Annotated in this window: 16 protein-coding genes; 5 read left to right on the top strand and 11 right to left on the bottom strand. The window is 67.5% G+C overall.

Going from position 1 to position 16,729, the window contains the following annotated elements; all coding sequences use genetic code 11:
• Positions 1-141: 141 nt before the first annotated feature.
• Genes BKA16_RS04860 through BKA16_RS04850 form a run of 3 tightly spaced genes read right to left on the bottom strand, consistent with a single transcriptional unit; the run spans position 142 to position 2,260 of the window.
• Positions 142-1,341 carry an O-succinylhomoserine sulfhydrylase gene (locus BKA16_RS04860; RefSeq protein ID WP_183369605.1) on the bottom strand — a complete coding sequence of 400 codons (1,200 nt, stop codon included), beginning with the start codon at positions 1,339-1,341 and terminating at the stop codon, positions 142-144.
• A gap of 17 nt (positions 1,342-1,358) precedes the next feature.
• On the bottom strand, positions 1,359-1,769 hold the full coding sequence (locus BKA16_RS04855; RefSeq protein ID WP_183369604.1) for a rhodanese-like domain-containing protein: 411 nt from the start codon (positions 1,767-1,769) through the stop codon (positions 1,359-1,361).
• Positions 1,766-2,260 carry an Rv0361 family membrane protein gene (locus BKA16_RS04850; RefSeq protein ID WP_246371654.1) on the bottom strand — a complete coding sequence of 165 codons (495 nt, stop codon included), beginning with the start codon at positions 2,258-2,260 and terminating at the stop codon, positions 1,766-1,768. The genes BKA16_RS04855 and BKA16_RS04850 overlap by 4 nt, the downstream gene beginning before the upstream one ends.
• A gap of 204 nt (positions 2,261-2,464) precedes the next feature.
• On the opposite strand from BKA16_RS04850, the gene BKA16_RS04845 reads away from it, so the two are divergent.
• The gene (locus BKA16_RS04845) at positions 2,465-3,853 is read left to right on the top strand and encodes an FAD-dependent oxidoreductase (RefSeq protein ID WP_183369603.1); all 1,389 of its coding nucleotides are present in this window, start codon (positions 2,465-2,467) and stop codon (positions 3,851-3,853) included.
• 118 nt (positions 3,854-3,971) lie between these two features.
• On the opposite strand, the gene BKA16_RS04840 is transcribed toward BKA16_RS04845, so the two are convergent.
• The 4 genes from BKA16_RS04840 to BKA16_RS04825 all read right to left on the bottom strand — a co-directional run bounded on the left by BKA16_RS04840 (position 3,972) and on the right by BKA16_RS04825 (position 9,112).
• Positions 3,972-4,562 carry a hypothetical protein gene (locus BKA16_RS04840; protein ID WP_183369602.1) on the bottom strand — a complete coding sequence of 197 codons (591 nt, stop codon included), beginning with the start codon at positions 4,560-4,562 and terminating at the stop codon, positions 3,972-3,974.
• Positions 4,563-4,759: 197 nt separating this feature from the next.
• Positions 4,760-6,217: a formate-dependent phosphoribosylglycinamide formyltransferase gene (purT, locus tag BKA16_RS04835; RefSeq protein ID WP_183369601.1), complete on the bottom strand. Its 1,458-nt coding sequence runs from the start codon at positions 6,215-6,217 to the stop codon at positions 4,760-4,762.
• Between the two features lie 10 nt (positions 6,218-6,227).
• Positions 6,228-7,808: an adenylate/guanylate cyclase domain-containing protein gene (locus BKA16_RS04830; RefSeq protein WP_387995922.1), complete on the bottom strand. Its 1,581-nt coding sequence runs from the start codon at positions 7,806-7,808 to the stop codon at positions 6,228-6,230.
• 17 nt (positions 7,809-7,825) lie between these two features.
• The gene (locus BKA16_RS04825) at positions 7,826-9,112 is read right to left on the bottom strand and encodes an adenylosuccinate synthase (protein ID WP_183369600.1); all 1,287 of its coding nucleotides are present in this window, start codon (positions 9,110-9,112) and stop codon (positions 7,826-7,828) included.
• A gap of 104 nt (positions 9,113-9,216) precedes the next feature.
• Between BKA16_RS04825 and BKA16_RS04820 the strand changes: the two genes are divergently transcribed.
• Both BKA16_RS04820 and BKA16_RS04815 read left to right on the top strand, forming a co-directional pair.
• Positions 9,217-9,858: a hypothetical protein gene (locus tag BKA16_RS04820; RefSeq protein WP_183369599.1), complete on the top strand. Its 642-nt coding sequence runs from the start codon at positions 9,217-9,219 to the stop codon at positions 9,856-9,858.
• Positions 9,855-10,634: a site-2 protease family protein gene (locus tag BKA16_RS04815; protein ID WP_183369598.1), complete on the top strand. Its 780-nt coding sequence runs from the start codon at positions 9,855-9,857 to the stop codon at positions 10,632-10,634. The genes BKA16_RS04820 and BKA16_RS04815 overlap by 4 nt, the downstream gene beginning before the upstream one ends.
• A 51-nt stretch (positions 10,635-10,685) precedes the next feature.
• Here BKA16_RS04815 and BKA16_RS04810 read toward each other — a convergent pair whose 3' ends face one another.
• From BKA16_RS04810 to BKA16_RS04800, 3 genes are all read right to left on the bottom strand, one after another.
• The gene (locus tag BKA16_RS04810) at positions 10,686-11,615 is read right to left on the bottom strand and encodes a cation diffusion facilitator family transporter (RefSeq protein ID WP_183369597.1); all 930 of its coding nucleotides are present in this window, start codon (positions 11,613-11,615) and stop codon (positions 10,686-10,688) included.
• 98 nt (positions 11,616-11,713) lie between these two features.
• Complete coding sequence (locus BKA16_RS04805; protein ID WP_183372900.1) at positions 11,714-12,817, bottom strand: FUSC family protein; 1,104 nt, start codon at positions 12,815-12,817, stop codon at positions 11,714-11,716.
• A gap of 65 nt (positions 12,818-12,882) precedes the next feature.
• Positions 12,883-13,311, bottom strand: a complete 429-nt coding sequence (locus BKA16_RS04800; protein ID WP_183369596.1) for a DUF3151 family protein — start codon at positions 13,309-13,311, stop codon at positions 12,883-12,885.
• Positions 13,312-13,429: 118 nt separating this feature from the next.
• Here BKA16_RS04800 and BKA16_RS04795 point away from each other — a divergent pair, with 118 nt between their 5' ends.
• On the top strand, positions 13,430-14,653 hold the full coding sequence (locus BKA16_RS04795; RefSeq protein ID WP_183369595.1) for an Rv0361 family membrane protein: 1,224 nt from the start codon (positions 13,430-13,432) through the stop codon (positions 14,651-14,653).
• Between the two features lie 123 nt (positions 14,654-14,776).
• Here BKA16_RS04795 and fbaA read toward each other — a convergent pair whose 3' ends face one another.
• Positions 14,777-15,811 carry a class II fructose-bisphosphate aldolase gene (gene fbaA, locus BKA16_RS04790; protein ID WP_183369594.1) on the bottom strand — a complete coding sequence of 345 codons (1,035 nt, stop codon included), beginning with the start codon at positions 15,809-15,811 and terminating at the stop codon, positions 14,777-14,779.
• Between the two features lie 146 nt (positions 15,812-15,957).
• Between fbaA and BKA16_RS04785 the strand changes: the two genes are divergently transcribed.
• On the top strand, positions 15,958-16,662 hold the full coding sequence (locus BKA16_RS04785) for a VTT domain-containing protein (RefSeq protein ID WP_183369593.1): 705 nt from the start codon (positions 15,958-15,960) through the stop codon (positions 16,660-16,662).
• Positions 16,663-16,729 lie beyond the last annotated feature (67 nt).

Raw genomic sequence — 16,729 nt, 5'->3', positions numbered from 1 at the left:
GAGTAGATCAATCGATCAAGTGCAGTTCCACCCAGGCTAGCCGCGGCATGCGACGCACATCACAGGTTCGGCGAAATCCGCCGCAGACGCCCGCTCCGCCGGTTCGGAACAAGATCCGGCACGGACGGTCGGGGCGAGTTCTCAGCCGAGCGCGATGTCCAGATCGCGGATCAGATCATCGCCGCCCTCGAGTCCGACGGACAGGCGCACCATCGAGTCGGTGAGGCCGATCGCCGCCCGCCCCTCGGGCCCCATCGCGCGGTGCGTGGTGGTGGCCGGATGCGTGATCAGGCTCTTCGCGTCGCCCAGGTTGTTGGAGATGTCGACGATCTGCAACCCGTTGAGGACTTCGAACGCACGCTCTTTACCGCTCTGGCCCGGCTTACCCGCCAATTCGAAGGTGATCACGGTGCCGCCGCCGGACATCTGCGACCGTGCGAGCTCGTATTGCGGATGCGACGCCAAGAACGGGTAGATCGCCTTCGCGACACGGGAGTCGGCATCGAGGAACTCGGCGATCCGCTGCGCGGTCGCGACCGACTGATCCATCCGGATCTTCATGGTCTCGAGCCCCTTGAGCATCACCCACGCGTTGAACGGGCTGAGGGCCGGACCCGTGTGGCGCATCAGTTCGCGGACCGGCCCCTGGACGAACTCCTCGGTGCCCAGCACCGCGCCGCCCATCACCCGTCCCTGGCCGTCGATGTGCTTGGTGCCCGAATAGACGATCACATCGGCGCCCATGTCGAGGCCGCGCTGCAGAAGCGGCGTGGCGAAGACGTTGTCCAGCACCACCTGCGCACCGGCCGCGTGCGCCATCTCGGCGACCTTCCGGATGTCGACGACGGCCTGCATCGGATTCGACGGCGTCTCGAAGAACACCGCATCGGTCGGCTCGGCCAGCGCGGCCTCCCACTGGGACAGATCCTCGCCGTCGACGAAGACGGTCTCCACACCCCACGACGGGAGGATCTCGTTGCAGATCACGAAGCACGAACCGAACAGGCTGCGGGCGGCGACCAGACGCGACCCCTTCTTCAGCAGCGCGCCGAGCGCGACGAACACCGCGGACATGCCGCTGGCCGTCGCGAAGCAGTCCTCGGTGCCCTCGATCCGGCGCAGACGCTCCTGGAACATCGCGACGGTCGGGTTGCCGTACCGCGTGTAGACGAAACGCTCGTCCTCACCGGTGAACGCACGTTCGGCGGCCTCCGCCGACTCGTACACGTATCCGCTGTTCAGATAGAGCGCCTCGGAGGTCTCGAAGAAGCCGGACCGCATCAGGCCGCCGCGCACCGCGACGGTCTCCGGCGACGCCCACTCGGGAAGTTCGTTGCTCACTGCGTTCACACGCTCCTCTACTGTCGCCAGGGAAGGTCGTCGGCTCGCCACCCGGCCGAACCGCGGTGACCGGCGGCGTCCAGACCGCCTTCGAATCCGTCGAGAATGTTGTACGCCCGCGCGACGCCCGCCGCGGTGGCGGCCTCGGCCGCACCGATGGAGCGCTGCCCGGACCGGCAGAGGAACAGGACCTCGTCGTCGTCGGAGACGCCGGCTTCGCGTAGTTGCTCGACGAATCGCTGGTTGCGCGCGCCGTGCGGATAGTCGATCCACTCGACGAAGACGGCGTGCTTACCGAGCGAACTCACGTCGGGAACTCCGACGAAGCTCCACTCCGCATGCGTTCGACAGTCGACGAGGACTGCCTTGGGGTTGGTCTGCAGTCGATCCCACGCCTCGCGCGGGGTGATGTCTCCGGCATAGCTCACGAGGTGCACACCTTCCAGTCGTCGCCCTGCTTGGTCAGGGTGAGATCCGTCGTGGTCTTACGGTCTTCGGTGTTCTCGCGGTGCTCGTGCACGGTCACCGCGGCGCGATCGCCGGTCACCTCGACGTTCATCTCCGGCACGACGAGCTTGCCGTCGCGGTCGCGGTCCGCACGGTTGTCATCGGCGAACTGCTTAGCCGACGGGAAGCCCGCAGCGCGAACGTCCTTCTCGCAGTGGGAGTCTCGGAACAGTTCATAGTTGAGCGAGTTCCGAGCGCTGTAGACGTCGTTGACGACGTACTGGACCTTCGCGTCGTCGCTCACCCGCTCCTCGGCGGGACGTGTCAGGTGCGACACGCCGATGACGATGAGAACGACGACGGCCGCTCCCAGCGCGATGATGAACGGCAGCGCCGCCCGCCACGACCGGGTGCCGGACCCGGAGTCGGGCAAGTCGCCGGGCGTCGTCTCGTCGGTCCGCTTCGCGCTCATGACTTCGAAGTCTAACGACGCATCCTGAGACGGCTCGCGGCACGTCCCGCCCAGTTCGCACCGCATATCGGTGCGTCGGCGTCAAGAGTTTGGGTCACGCTCGATGCAGCTGAGGTTCACCTCACTAACAGATTTTGGTCACGTCTGCCGACGAATTAACGTAGAGGGCGACAGCACTCCATCCAGCCGAGGAAGCACCAGGACATGACTGACACCAACCGCCCGCTTCGGGTCGCGATCGTCGGGGCCGGACCGGCCGGAATCTACTGTGCCGACGCCCTGATGAAGTCCGACACCGCCGGTGAGCGAGGTGTGAGCATCGATCTGTACGAGCGGATGCCCGCACCGTTCGGTCTGATCCGCTACGGCGTCGCCCCGGATCATCCGCGCATCAAGGGCATCATCACCGCACTGCACAAGGTCCTCGACAAGCCTCAGGTCCGCCTGCTCGGCAACATCGACTACGGCACCGACATCACCCTCGCCGATCTGAAGAACCACTACGACGCCGTCGTGTTCTCCACCGGCGCCACCGACGACCGCGGGATGCACATCCCGGGCATCGATCTCGACCGCTCCTACGGTGCGGGCGAGTTCGTCGCCTGGTACGACGGGCACCCCGACTTCTCGCGCACCTGGCCGTTGGAGGAGGAGAAGGTCGCCGTGATCGGCGTCGGCAACGTGGCTCTCGACGTGGCGCGCGTGCTCGCCAAGACCGGCGACGAGCTGCTGCCGACCGAGATCCCGGCCAACGTGTACGAGGGGTTGAAGACCAACAAGGCCGTCGAGGTCCACGTGTTCGGGCGTCGCGGCCCGGCGCAGGCCAAGTTCACCCCGCTCGAACTCAAGGAGCTCGACCACTCGCCGAACATCGAGGTGATCGTCGACCCCGAGGACATCGAGTACGACGAGGGCTCGGCCGTCGCGCGCCGTTCGAGCAAGATCACCGACCAGGTCGCCACGATCATCGAGAACTACGCGATCCGCGAGCCGAAGCAGGGTGCGATCCACAAGCTGTTCCTGCACTTCTTCGAGAACCCCGTCGAGGTGCTGGGCGCCGACGGCAAGGTCGTGGGCCTGCGGACCGAGCGCACCGAACTCGACGGCACCGGCAACGTCAAGCCGACCGGCACCTTCCGCGAGTGGGACGTGACCGCGATCTACCGCGCCGTCGGCTACCTCTCGGACAATCTCCCGGAGATCCCGTTCGACGACCAGGCCGGGGTGATCCCGAACGAGGCCGGACGCGTCTTCGACGACGGCCGGCATCTGACGGGGCTGTACACGACCGGATGGATCAAGCGCGGTCCGGTCGGTCTGATCGGGCACACCAAGGGCGATGCGAACGAGACCGTCGAGTGCATCCTCGAGGATCTGAAGGCCGGTTCGCTCAACGAGCCCGCCGCTCCGGGTGAGGACGACGTCGTCGCGCTTCTGGAGTCGCGCAGCATTCCGTTCACCACGTGGGACGGCTGGTACCGCCTCGACGAGCACGAGCGCGCCCTGGGCGCCGCCGAAGGCCGTGAGCGCATCAAGGTCGTCGAGCGCGACGACATGCTCGCGGCCTCCGAGCCGCACAAGGTCCAGAAGTAGGCCCGATCCATCCCGCGCAGGCCGTCGATCTCACTGCGTGATCGGCGGTCCTGCGACGCCGAACGGCGCTGCGGTTCCGTGGGAACCGCAGCGCCGTTCGGCTGTCTCGACCGTCAGATCAGCGCACGGGGCTCTCGGCGACCGCCGTGAGGACCTCGGCCTTCGAGGCGACGAGTGCGCCGCTCGCGGACGTGGTCGGCTGAGTCTGCTTCGGAGCCTTCGGCTCGATCTGGCGCAGATTCCACCAGAAGCCCGCGTTGTTGAAGATGTTCTCGACCTGGTCGCCGATGGCGTAGCCGGAGATCGACGACGGCCAGCAGCCCTGCCAGGTGCTGGTGAACGCGGTGAAGGTCTGGCCCGGGAGGAGTTCGCCGGCCTTGGTGTCCCGGGCGTTCTTGACGCCGGCCTTGGTCAGGTCGGCCTTCTTCATGGCGGGCACCTGCTTGGTGGCGCCGAAGAGTTCGGTGACCTTCACATGGGTCATGGTGGAGCCGCCGATGTTCTTGACGCCCATGTGGCGGTGCATCTGCCAGATGGGACCCGAGTTCCAGTTGGGTCCCCACTTCTTGAACTCGCAGTTCACGCCGCCGACCATCTGCAGGTCGCCGGGGGTGGCCGCGTGCGCCTCGGGCATCGCGACGATCGTTCCCGCGCCGATGGCACCGACTGCAGCGATGCTCGCCGCTGCGCGTTTCAGGGTCTTCCTCATGATGAGCACCTTTCGTTTCACCTGTAGCGAGTAGGGCTGCAATCACCGTGTGAACCGCAGCGCACCGGGTGGTTCACGTCGTGATCTACGTCTTCCACCCTTACCTGCCTATCGGCCCGAACACATACGTGCGTTACCGATCTGTTCAGGTAATGCACAGGTTACTGAGACAAGTGCCCACGAACGGACGACAGGAATCAGGCCGGCGGACGAGGCCCGGGAGGGGGCGGCGGAGGCGGTGCCGACGGGCGCGGTCCGGCCGGTCCCGCGGGCCCCGGACGCCCCGGGCCGGGCCGCCCCGGCGGCGGCTGCGGCGGACCCGGATGCGGGCGACGCGGCGGCGGACCGGGGTGCACGGGACGCGGCGGAGCGTCCGGTCGCGGTATGGCGACCGTCTCCTGCCCGATGGTCGGCGGAGCCGACGGCTCCTCGGCGTCGGCGAGCAGCGGCTGCACGAGTTCGGCGGCACGGGTGGCCCGCTGCCGGGCGGTCTCGGTGTCGGGACCGACCGCGAGGACGACGCCCATGCGGCGCCGAGCGAAACTCTCCGGCTTGCCGAACAGCCGGAGATCGACGGCGGGGTCGGCCAGCGCCTGCGCCACGCCGGCGAACTTGATGCCCTCGGCGTCGTGCCGCCCGTAGACGACCGCCGAGGCTCCGGGCGACACCGCGCTCGTGTCGACGGGGAGTCCGAGCACGGCGCGCGCGTGCAGCTCGAACTCGGAGAGTCGCTGCGACGCCATCGTGACCAGGCCGGTGTCGTGCGGGCGGGGACTCACCTCGGAGAAGTACACCTCGTCGCCCTTGACGAACAGTTCGACGCCGAACACGCCGCGCCCGCTGGTTCCTCCGTTGCCCATCGCCGTCGCGATCCGCGCGGCCACCGACCGCGCGGTGCCGTATGCGATCTCGCTCATCGGCTGCGGCTGCCAGCTCTCGACGTAGTCGCCGGCCACCTGCCGGTGCCCGATCGGGTCGCAGAAGTAGGTCGCCAGCGCCCCGGTCGCGGGGTCGACGGCGCGAACCGTGAGCAGGGTGATCTCGTAGTCGAAGTCGACGAAGCCCTCGATGATCACGCGGTCGTTGTTGACCCGGGCTCCGGTGCGCGCCGACTCCCAGGCGGCGTCGACGTCGCCCGGCCCGTACAGGACGCTCTGGCCCTTGCCCGAGGACGACATGACCGGCTTCACCACGCACGGATAGCCGATCGCCTCGACGGCGCGGCGCATCTCCTCGAGCGAACCGGCGAACAGGTACGGCGACGTCGGGAGTCCGAGCTCCTCGTCGGCGAGGCGCCGGATCCGCTCGCGGTCGAGCGTGGCCGACACGGCCTTCGCGCTGGGGATGACCTCGGCGACGCCCTCCTTCTCGACGTCTTCGAGGGCCTCGGTGGCGATCGCCTCGATCTCCGGGAGCACATAGTGCGGCCGGTGCTTGTCGATCACGGCGCGGACCTGCGCCGCGTCGGTCATGTCGATGACCTCGGCGTGGTGGGCCACCTGGTGCGCGGGTGCGTCGGCGTACCGGTCGACGGCGATCACCTCGACGCCGAAGCGCTGCAGGGCGATCGTCACCTCTTTGCCGAGTTCGCCGGAGCCGAGAAGGAGGACTCTGACCGCGCTGGGAGACAGCGGGGTTCCGATCACGGTTGCCATGCGGCCGAGTTTACGGGGCGAGGTCTCGATCGGGGCCGGAGACAGGTCGGTCGAGCACCCGGTAGACCGGCGTCGGCTCGGTCCGCCCGCGCAGGGTCTCATCGCGCCAGTGGGTCCATCGCGCGCTCTCGTCCGACGACGCCGCGTCGATCGCACGCTGGGAGGCGACGGGCCGACGCGGATCGTCCTTGGCGACCTCGGAGAGGCGCGCTCCCTCGTTCACCGGGTCGCCGATCACCGTGTACTCGAAGCGCTGGACCGCACCGACGTTGCCTGCCACCACGGTGCCGTAGCTGACGCCGATCCCCGCCGCGATCTCGGGAACGCCGGCGGCGAGCCCGTCGGCGATCTCCCGGGCCGCGGTCAGCGCCGCGGTGGCGGGCTCGTCGAGTTCCACCGGGGCTCCGAAGATCGCCAGCACGGCGTCGCCCTCGAACTTGTTGACCAGTCCCCCGTTGCGCTCGGTGGCGTCGACGATCACCGCGAAGAAGCGGTTGAGTAGGGCGACGACCTCGGTGGGCGAACGTTTCTCGGCGAGAGTCGTCGACCCGATGACGTCCACGAAGATCACGGCGACGACCTGTTCGGTGCCGCCTAGTTCGGGATCGCGCCGCAGTGCGGCCGCCGCGACGTCCCGCCCGACGTGGCGACCGAACAGGTCGCGGAGGCGTTCCTGTTCCCGCAGTCCGGCGACCATCGTGTTGAAGCCGTGCTGGAGTTCGCCGAGCTCGGAGCCGTCGTAGACGACGAGGTCGACGTCCCGGCCGACGTCGCCGTGCCGGACGCTCGCCATCCCGGTGCGCACGCTCTGCAGCGGACCGGTGATGCTCCAGACGAACAGGAAGGTGGTCAGCAGACCGACGGCGCCCGCGACGACGGCGAGGACCGTCACCGACACGAACATCACGGACTTGCTGGTCTCCTCGCGCAGCGCGCCGAACAGCACCACGAGCGTGATGCCCAGTAGAGGGACTCCGGTGCCGATGAGCCAACTCGTGATCGCACGCGAGCGGACCGACGTGCCTCGCGTGTCGAGCCCCGCCTCCATGATCTTGGCCCACACCGGACGCAGGAGGGTCTCGGTGAACAGACTCGCGATCGACACCACGACGAGGCCGCACATCAACGTGATGAGGACGGCTTTGGGAATCAGCTCGGGATCGACGAGCCCGTACAGCAGCCCGAGGACCGCGGCCCCGCCGAACCACAGCACACCCTGCAGCATGACGAGGCGACGCTGGGACTTGCGGGCTCGTCGCGCATCCCTGCGGGACGGAACCCGGTCGTCGATCGACCAGCGCACCGCACGGACCGTCGACGCCGTGCCGACGCTGACACCGAGGATCAACGCCCCGACGATGTACAGCGGGGCGGCGACGAAGTTGATCAGCACCAGATCGCCACGCAGGAACGTCGGCTCAGGTATGCCGAACAGCACCAGACTGATCGCGATGACGATGCCGATGAGGTTGGCCGTGACCACCGCGAATGTCAGCCAGAGTTGGATCCGGATCCGCTGTACGCGCATCGACTGGTCGGCGGATCCGAGCAGAATCGAACCGTAGTCACGGTTGAAGCTCGGTCGCCACACCTGTCTTCGTCTCCGGGTCAGACGATCTCGCGCCGCACGATGGTCTGATCGCGGCCGGGTCCGACGCCGATGCACGACATGTGCGCGCCGGAGAGCTCTTCGAGCCGGAGGATGTAGTTCTGCGCGTTCGTGGGAAGTTCCTCGAAGGTCCGGCAGCCGGAGATGTCCTCCCACCAGCCGGGCATCTCCTCGTAGATCGGCTTCGCGTGATGGAAGCCGGTCTGCGTCATCGGCATGTCGTCGACGCGCTCGCCGTCGACCTCGTAGGCGACGCAGATCGGAATGGTGTCCAGGCTGGACAGGACGTCGAGCTTGGTCAGGAAGTAGTCGGTGATGCCGTTGACGCGAGTCGCGTAGCGAGCGATCACGGCGTCGAACCAACCGGTGCGCCGCGCGCGGCCGGTGGTGACACCGACCTCGCCGCCGGTCTTGGCCAGGTACTCGCCCCACTCGTCGAACAGCTCGGTCGGGAACGGGCCCTCGCCGACGCGCGTGGTGTACGCCTTGAGGATGCCGAGGACGGTGTCGATGCGGCCGGGACCGATGCCCGCGCCGACGGCCGCGCCGCCCGCGGTCGGGTTCGACGAGGTGACGTACGGGTACGTGCCGTGGTCGACGTCGAGCAGGGTGCCCTGCGAGCCTTCCAGCAGGATCGTCTCGCCGCGTTCGAGTGCCTGGTTCAGGAGCAGGCGGGTGTCGGAGATCCGGTGCTTGAAGCCTTCGGCGAGTTCGAGGGTGCCGTCGACGACCTCCTGCGGATCCAGCCCCTTGCGGTTGTAGATCTTGGTGAGGATCTGGTTCTTCACCTCGAGGGCCGCCTCGACCTTCTGGGTGAGGATCTTCTCGTCGAGCACATCGGCGACGCGAACGCCGACGCGGGCGATCTTGTCCTGGTAGCACGGGCCGATGCCGCGCCCGGTAGTGCCGATCTTGCTGTTGCCGAGGAATCGCTCGGTCACCTTGTCGATCGCCACGTGGTACGGCATCAGCAGGTGCGCGTCGGCCGAGATCAGCAGACGCTCGGTGTCGACGTCGCGGGCCTCGAGGCCTTCGACCTCGCTCAGCAGGACGCTCGGATCGACGACGACGCCGTTGCCGATCACGTTGTTGACGCCGGGGGTCAGGATTCCGGACGGGATGAGGTGGAGGGCGAAGGTCTCGCCGTTCGGCAGGACCACTGTGTGTCCGGCGTTGTTTCCGCCCTGGTAGCGGACCACCCACTGCAGCTTCCCACCGAGCAGATCAGTCGCTTTCCCCTTGCCTTCGTCGCCCCATTGGGCGCCGATCAGCACAATCGCAGCCATAGTCCTCGCGCTCCTCTTAGTTCGGGTCCACCCTACTGGGTCGGACACGGCCCGCAGACCCCGAGTCCATCGATCGGGGTCCGCCCGCCGTTACCCTGGTAGCCGTGTCATCTACACTTCTCGCCCCGACTATCGGCGCCGCGGACGGGCCGACTACCGCGGTTCTGGTCGCCCAGGCCCTCGAGGACCCCGACCTGACCCGGGTGATCGTCGCCCCGCCGACCGCCGACGAGTCCGGGGTGCAGCCGGACGTGTTCCTCTCGGAGATCGTTGCCGCGATCATGAAGCAGGACCGACTGGATGTCGAGATCGCTTATGTCGCACCGCATGAGACGCCGGCGACCAAGGTGTACAACCTCAAGCACGGAGCCAACGCGATGGCGCTCGCCGAGTCGGGCGTGGCGCAGAGCCTGCCGTTGATCCGCGACGACGCGGCGACGGTGCTGGTCGGTCGGGCCCGCCATCTCGGCGCCGAGGGCGCCAAGCTGCACGGTGAGACGTACGTCGACTCGGAGCGTCTGTTCGACGGTGAGGTGGACGCCGTGGAGATCGAGCCGATCCTCAGCGAGCCGGGAGTGCGCGGGCGTGTCGCGCGGTGGCTGCCCGGCGGCTGGAAGCAGGGCCGGGCGGTGCAGACCGGGGGCAGCAATCTCGTGGTGGAGCGCGAGGGCGTCGTCACCGAGCGCACGGTGAAGCGATCGACGTTCTACCGGCATCACATCGACTGGAAGCTCGTCGGCACGTGAGCACCCCCGCCGTCGCCGCACTGAAGTCGGTGCGCCCGGGTCCGGTGTTCCTGGGTCTGTGCGTCGCTTTCGCCGCAGGCGTCGCGATCCTCGTCTCGTCCGGATACGAGGACTCGGCGACAGCGACGCTCGGCGCGATCCTGCTGGTCCTCTCGGGCTGGGTGATCTCGCTGTGCCTGCACGAGTTCGGACACGCGTTCACGGCGTTCCGGTACGGCGACCGTTCCACCGAACTGCGCGGCTACCTGACGTTGAATCCGTTGAAGTACACCCATCCGGGTCTGTCGATCGCGTTGCCGCTGTTGATCATCGCGTTGGGCGGCATCGGTTTCCCGGGCGGCGCCGTCTACGTGAATCAGGCCGGGTTCACCCGGTCGCAGCGCACCAGGGTGTCGTTGGCCGGGCCGGCCGCGAATCTGGTCCTCGGTGTGGTGCTGTGCCTCGTCCTGGTGGCGATGCCGATCTCCGCCGGCAACGCGAATCTGTGGGCCGCGCTCTCGATGCTCGCGTTCCTACAGTTCACCGCGTTGATCTTGAATCTGATTCCGGTGCCGGGCTTCGACGGCTACGGAGCGATCGAGCCGTATCTGTCGTGGGACGTACGCCGCGCCGCGGCGAAGATCGCGCCGTTCGGCTTCCTGATCCTGCTGGTGCTGCTGTGGCTGCCGCCGCTCAACGACGCGTTCTTCAGCCTCGTGATGGGCGTGATGCACCTGTTCGGCCTGGAGACGGGCTTCATCTGGTACGGCTGGCATCTGTTCGCGTTCTGGCTCTAGCCGATCGCGGCGGGAGCCGCTCCGCGGCGACGATCGACCTGCGGTGGGCGCTCACCACGTCAGTTCGTCCGCGCACGGCGACTCGACCGCCTCGATCTGAACCGTCGCGTGTTCGAGTCCCTTGGCGTCGAGGAGCTCCCGCGCGTCGGCGAGCACGCGGCAGTGGTCGCCGGAACTGGTCAGGTGGACGGTGACGACGTCCATGCCGGTGGTGACCGACCAGACGTGGAGGTCGTGGACGTCGTCGACGCCGGGCAGGGCTTCGAGTTCGGTGCGCAGCGCCGCGAGGTCCACGTGCGACGGCGCCTGCTGGTTGAGGATGCGCAGGGCGTCGCCCGCCAGTCTGAGTGCGCGCGGGACCACCCAGAGGGCGATGAGGACGGCGACGATGAGGTCGGCGTAGCCCCATCCGGTGGTCAGGGCGACGATTCCGGCGACGAGTACCCCGACGCTGCCGACGGCGTCGGCGAGAACCTCCAGGTACGCGCCGCGGACCGCGATGGAGCCCTTGGCGTCGACGCGCAGGAGTCCCATCACGACGAGGTTGGCGAGCAGTCCGAGGACGGCGACGACGATCATCGGTCCGCCCGGCACCTCCGGGTCCGTTCCGATGCGGCGGACGGCCTCGACGAGCACGAACACGCCGACTCCGATGAGCAGCACCGCGTTGACGACGGCGGTGAACACTTCGGCGCGGTACCAGCCGAAGCTGCGTCCGTCGGTGATCTTTCCGTGCCTGGCCAGCAGCAGCGCCGACAGCCCCATGACGAGGGCGACCACATCGGTCAGCATGTGTCCGGCGTCGGCGACCAGCGCGAGCGACCCGAACACGAGTCCGCTGACCAGTTCGACGACGAAGAATCCACCGATGATGACCACCGACACGGCCATCGGCCACAGCCGACGATCCGTGGCCCCTGCCGCGAGATCGGCCGCGCTGGGCCCGTGGCTGTGCCCCTCATGTCCGTGTTCGCTACCCATGACCTCAATATATGCGCATCAGCGAATATGTCAAGAGTTAGGTGAGGCTGATCGTATGTACCAACAGCTGATTCACCGCGGTCACACGGAGGAAGGCATCACTCGGTCAGATGCAGCTGCGCCACCGCCGACGACTTCTTGAGCCCCGCCACCATCAGCATGTCGACGAGCAGCGACCGCAGTTCGGCCAGCATGGCCGCTTCGGACAGATCGTCGACGCGTTCGGCGATGGACAGTCGGGCCGTGCGGACGATGGTGCGAATGACGCGAGCGGCGTCGGCCTGGTCGGGCGTCTCCCCCGGTTGCGACATCATCATGGCGCGAAGCGTCTCGAAACCGACTTGGAGGCCGTCGATGATGTCGATGATCTCGGGTTCGACGACGATCCCGCGTCGGGTGACTCCGACCGCGCGACGGCAGATGACGCGGAAGTTGCGGACGGCGTTGTCGATGGGATCGGCGGTGGCGGCGATGCGTTTGATGCGCTCGCGGGAACTCCAGTGGAGCGGGGAGATGCGGCCGATCTCCTGACCGGCGGTGACGTCGGCGCGCAGGGAGTCGATCTCCCCCTGCGTGCCGCGGGCGGTGGCGAGGACCTGGTCGAGTCCTTCCTCGTCCTCGAGTCGCAGTGCCATCGCGAGATCGCCGGACAGGTCGCGGAGCTTCTCGAGGATTCCCGCGGCGTCGCGACGGGCTCGTCGCGCGGGGTTCACCGGAACCACGGCGACGACGAGGATGCCGACGCCGCCGCCGATGAGCGCGTCGATCGCGCGGCCGAAACTGCTCACGCCGGGTGGGATGAGCGTGGCGATGAGGACCGCCGACGACGACGCCTGCAGCGGGATCATGACGCCCTTGTCGAGGAAGACGGCGACGCTCATGGCGATGGCGACGACGACGGTGATCTGCCATCCGCCTTCGCCGAGGAAGGAGATGACGGCGTCGCCGACGATGATTCCGATGAGCACGCCGCCGATGAGTTCCACCGAGCGCCGCCATCGTTTGGCCAGGGACAGCCCGAGGGAGACGACGGCGGCGATCGGCGCGAAGAACGGCCGTTCGTGGTGGAGCACGTCGGCGGCGATCCACCAGGCGAGTCCGGCGGCGATGGCGCACTGCAGGATCGGTACTGCGGCGAGCCAGAGTCGTCGGAGGCGGACGAGCAGGAACCCGGGTATCTTCGCCGCCAGCCGCGAGCGCAAGGAGACGAGCGCCTGATCACCTGCGTGACCGGCGTCGCGAATGGCTCGGGCGGGGCGCAACCGGGTCAGTCCAGGCCGAGTTCGCCGATGGCGTTGGGGTCGCTGTCGTTGAGGAGGTCGAGGCAGCGGAGGTACTCGTCTTCTTCGCCCACTGCGTTCGCGGCGCGGGCGAGGGCGCCGACGCAGCGCAGGAAACCCTGGTTCTGCTCGTGGCTCCAGGGCACCGGACCGAAGCCCTTCCAGCCGTTGCGACGGAGCTGGTCGAGACCGCGATGGTAGCCGGTGCGGGCATAGGCGTATGCGGCGACGATGCGGGCGGTGTCGGGTTCGCCGTCGAGCGAGGCTTCGGCGAGGTGGGCCCAGGCGATCGACGCGGTCGGGTGCGCGGCTGCGACGGCTGCCGGGTCGGCGCCGTTGAGCAGGTCTGATTCTGCTTCGTCGTCGCCGGGGAGGAGGGTGGGCGGTGGTCCGAGGAGGTCTCCGAATGAGGTCACCGTGTCATTCAATCACTTCCGGCGCGCTGCGCGAGGAGGCTGTTGTCGCACGGATTCGATACTCTATGGCAGCGCGCCATAGGCGCGGTGACCTCCACGCGACACGAGATTGAGCGAGATGCCTGATTCGGACAACGACAAGTCTGCCGCCATCGACAAGGTCGTCGGTGCCTTCCGCGCACGCCGCGAGCAGGCGAAGGACGAGCCCGCAGACGAGTCGACGACGCCCGCCGACGAGCCGACCCCTGTCGTGAAACTCGACGGTGCGGCCGCCGCTCTCCAGCCCAAGGGCGGCGATTCGGAGTCGCCCACCCGGGCGTTCAAGGTGCCTGCCCAGGTGACGGCGGCCGCTGGAGAGTCCTCCGACGACACCGAGACATCCGATGAGGCGACATCCGATGACGCGACATCCGATGACGCGGCCTCCGATGAGGCGACATCCGACGCCGACGCCTCGGCATCGGCCGACGCGGACGACCACGGCTCACCATCGGACGGGTTGGTCGAGGAGACGGACGGGTTGGTCGAGGAGACGGTGGTCGGCGAGGAACTGTCGGCCGACGCTCCGGAGACCGACGTCTCGGAGACCGACGCCCGACCGAGCGCCGACGATTCCCAGCCGAAGCCCGAGGTGGTGGAGGAGTCGGTCGATCTCGTCGCCGCCGAATCGGCGTCCGAGGACGACGCGGCCGCCGCGGAGACCAAGGAGCCGGAGACCGAGGAGCCGGAGACCGAGTCGAGCGCCGATGCGACGCCGACCGAGCAGATCGCGGTTCCCGCTGCGGCCGCGGCTGCCGCGGCCGCGGCTACCACTGCGAAGATCAGCACGCAGAAGCCGTCCGCTCCGCGGCCGACCGCCCCCGCTCCGGCCCAGCCCGGTCCGCAGGTGATCGCGCCCGCCACCGAACCGGCGAAGAAGGGTCGCGGCAAGGTGATCGCCGCGGCCGTCGCCGTCCTCGTGGTGGTCGTCGCGATCGTGATCGGGGCGTTCTACATGTTCAGCGACGATTCGCCCGAGTCGAAGGTCGCCGATGCGGCGACGTCGTACCAGGAGGCGATGAACGGCGGCGACCTGTCGACGCTGCGCGAGGTGACGTGCGGTGCGGACAACGCGTACTACTCGAAGATCTCCGACGAGGAGTTCGCGAAGGCCTACGCCACACAGAAGGATCGCAACGAACTCATGCGGTTCGACGAGGTGAACGCGGTGGCCATCGACGGCGACACCGCCCGTGTCGGCGTCGACCTGTACAACTCGGGCGACCCGTCGAAGAAGGTCCCCGCCCAGATCACTCTGCAGAAGGTCGGCGACGACTGGAAGGTCTGCAAGTCGCTGAACTGATCGACCGTCGACAAAGGGGCGCCCGGACCTCACGGTCCGGGCGCCCCATTTGTCTCGTGTCAGCCCGCTGTCTCGTGTCAGCCCGCTGTCTCGTGTCGGCAGGCTGTCTCGTATCGGCCGGCGTCAGCGACCGATGGTCTTGCCGGACGAACCGAGGTCGTTGCAGGCTTCGACGACGCGCTCGGTCATCGAGGCCTCCGCCTTCTTGAGGTAGCTGCGCGGGTCGTAGACCTTCTTGTTGCCGACCTCGCCGTCGACCTTGAGGACGCCGTCGTAGTTGCTCATCATGTGGCCGGCGACGGGGCGCGTGAACGCGTACTGGGTGTCGGTGTCGACGTTCATCTTGATGACGCCGTAGCCGACGGCCTCTTCGATCTCGCTTCTGGCCGAGCCGGAGCCGCCGTGGAAGACGAAGTCGAACGGCTTGGCGTCGGCGTCGAGACCGAGCTTGGCGATCGCGGCGTCCTGACCGTCCTTCAGGACGGACGGGCGCAACTTGACCCCGCCCGGCTTGTAGACCCCGTGGACGTTGCCGAAGGTGGCGGCCAACAGGTACTGGCCGTTCTCGCCGGTGCCGAGGGCGTCGACGGTCTTCTCGAAGTCTTCGACCGAGGTGTACAGCTTCTCGTTGATCTCGTTCTCGACGCCGTCCTCTTCTCCGCCGACGACGCCGATCTCGACCTCGAGGATGATCTTCGCGGCCTTCGACGCGGCGAGCAGTTCCTTGGCGATCTCGAGGTTCTCGTCGATCGGCACGGCCGAGCCGTCCCACATGTGCGACTGGAACAGCGGGTTCTGGCCGGCCTCGACGCGCTCGCGGGAGATCTCGATGAGCGGACGGACGAAGCCGTCGAGCTTGTCCTTCGGGCAGTGGTCGGTGTGGAGGGCGATCGTCACGTCGTACTTGTCGGCGACGACATGGGCGAACTCGGCGAGCGCCACGGCGCCGGTCACCATGTCCTTGACACCCAGGCCCGAGCCGAATTCGGCGCCGCCGGTGGAGAACTGGATGATGCCGTCGCTCCCTGCGTCGGCGAAGCCCTTGATGGCGGCGTTGATCGTCTCCGACGAGGTGCAGTTGATGGCGGGGAAGGCGTAGCCCTCCGACTTCGCCTTGGCGAGCATCTCGGCATACTTTTCCGGTGTTGCGATGGGCATACTCACGTCCTGTCGAGCCGGTGGATCGTATCCACACTTCTATTACGGGTTCCACCACAGTTTGCCAGGTGAGCTTCGACTCGGGACCGGTCCCCCACCGGGCGCTTTAAGGATTCTGGAAGGAATCAACGGTAGGGTCGGTACCCGTGATCGACACTCTTCTCGCCGAGACCACGACGAACGTCGCGCTGATGCCAAGCTTCATGGACCCGTTCAACCTGATCGGGTACTTCGGAACGTGGGCCCTCGCCGGACTGTTGATCGTGATTCTCATCGAATCCGGCGTCCTCTTCCCGATCCTCCCCGGTGATTCACTGCTGTTCGTCGCGGGACTGATCGCGGCGGGCAGCGCATCCGGCGAACACGCGGCGAAGGTGGCCGACGCGAACTTCAACGTCTGGATCCTCTGCATCTCCGTGCCGATCGCCGCGATCATCGGTGGCCAGATCGGCTACTGGATCGGCCGGTACGCGGGCACGTCCATGTTCAGACCGGACGCCCGCTTCCTCAAGCAGAAGTATCTGGACGAGGCGCACGCCTTCTTCGAGAAGCGCGGTCCGGTCACGATCTTCCTGGCGCGCTTCGTCCCGATCGTGCGCACCCTCGCGCCGATCGTCGCGGGTGCCGCCCGGATGAAGTTCGCCGTCTTCACGATCTACAACATCGTCGGCGCGATCGTCTGGGGCGCCGGCATCGTGCTCCTGGGCTACTGGCTCGGCCAGTTCGACATCATCCAGAAGCTCATCGAACCGATCTTCATCGTGATCGTCCTGGTCTCGGTGCTGCCGATGGTCTTCGAATGGCTGCGCCGCCGTCGCAACGGCAAAGAGGAGTCGGTCACTCTCGACTGAGAGAACACGAGCCGCGGATCGAGCGGAGTCGAGGTCTCGACTCCGCTCGATCCGTGTCCAGACGATG

Origin of the sequence: Gordonia humi (genome assembly GCF_014197435.1) — a bacterium.
GTDB classification, from domain to species: domain Bacteria; phylum Actinomycetota; class Actinomycetes; order Mycobacteriales; family Mycobacteriaceae; genus Gordonia; species Gordonia humi.
The sequence above is the reverse complement of the archived record's forward strand: the minus strand, read 5'-3'. Positions and strand labels throughout refer to the sequence as shown.

Bases quoted from the DNA above. Each gene is read 5' to 3' on its own strand.
- BKA16_RS04850 (WP_246371654.1), bottom strand. From the start codon at position 2,260: ATGAGCGCGAAGCGGACCGACGAGACGACGCCCGGCGACTTGCCCGAC.
- BKA16_RS04845 (WP_183369603.1), top strand. From the start codon at position 2,465: ATGACTGACACCAACCGCCCGCTTCGGGTCGCGATCGTCGGGGCCGGA.
- BKA16_RS04840 (WP_183369602.1), bottom strand. From the start codon at position 4,562: ATGAGGAAGACCCTGAAACGCGCAGCGGCGAGCATCGCTGCAGTCGGT.
- purT (WP_183369601.1), bottom strand. From the start codon at position 6,217: ATGGCAACCGTGATCGGAACCCCGCTGTCTCCCAGCGCGGTCAGAGTC.
- BKA16_RS04825 (WP_183369600.1), bottom strand. From the start codon at position 9,112: ATGGCTGCGATTGTGCTGATCGGCGCCCAATGGGGCGACGAAGGCAAG.
- BKA16_RS04810 (WP_183369597.1), bottom strand. From the start codon at position 11,615: ATGGGTAGCGAACACGGACATGAGGGGCACAGCCACGGGCCCAGCGCG.
- BKA16_RS04795 (WP_183369595.1), top strand. From the start codon at position 13,430: ATGCCTGATTCGGACAACGACAAGTCTGCCGCCATCGACAAGGTCGTC.
- fbaA (WP_183369594.1), bottom strand. From the start codon at position 15,811: ATGCCCATCGCAACACCGGAAAAGTATGCCGAGATGCTCGCCAAGGCG.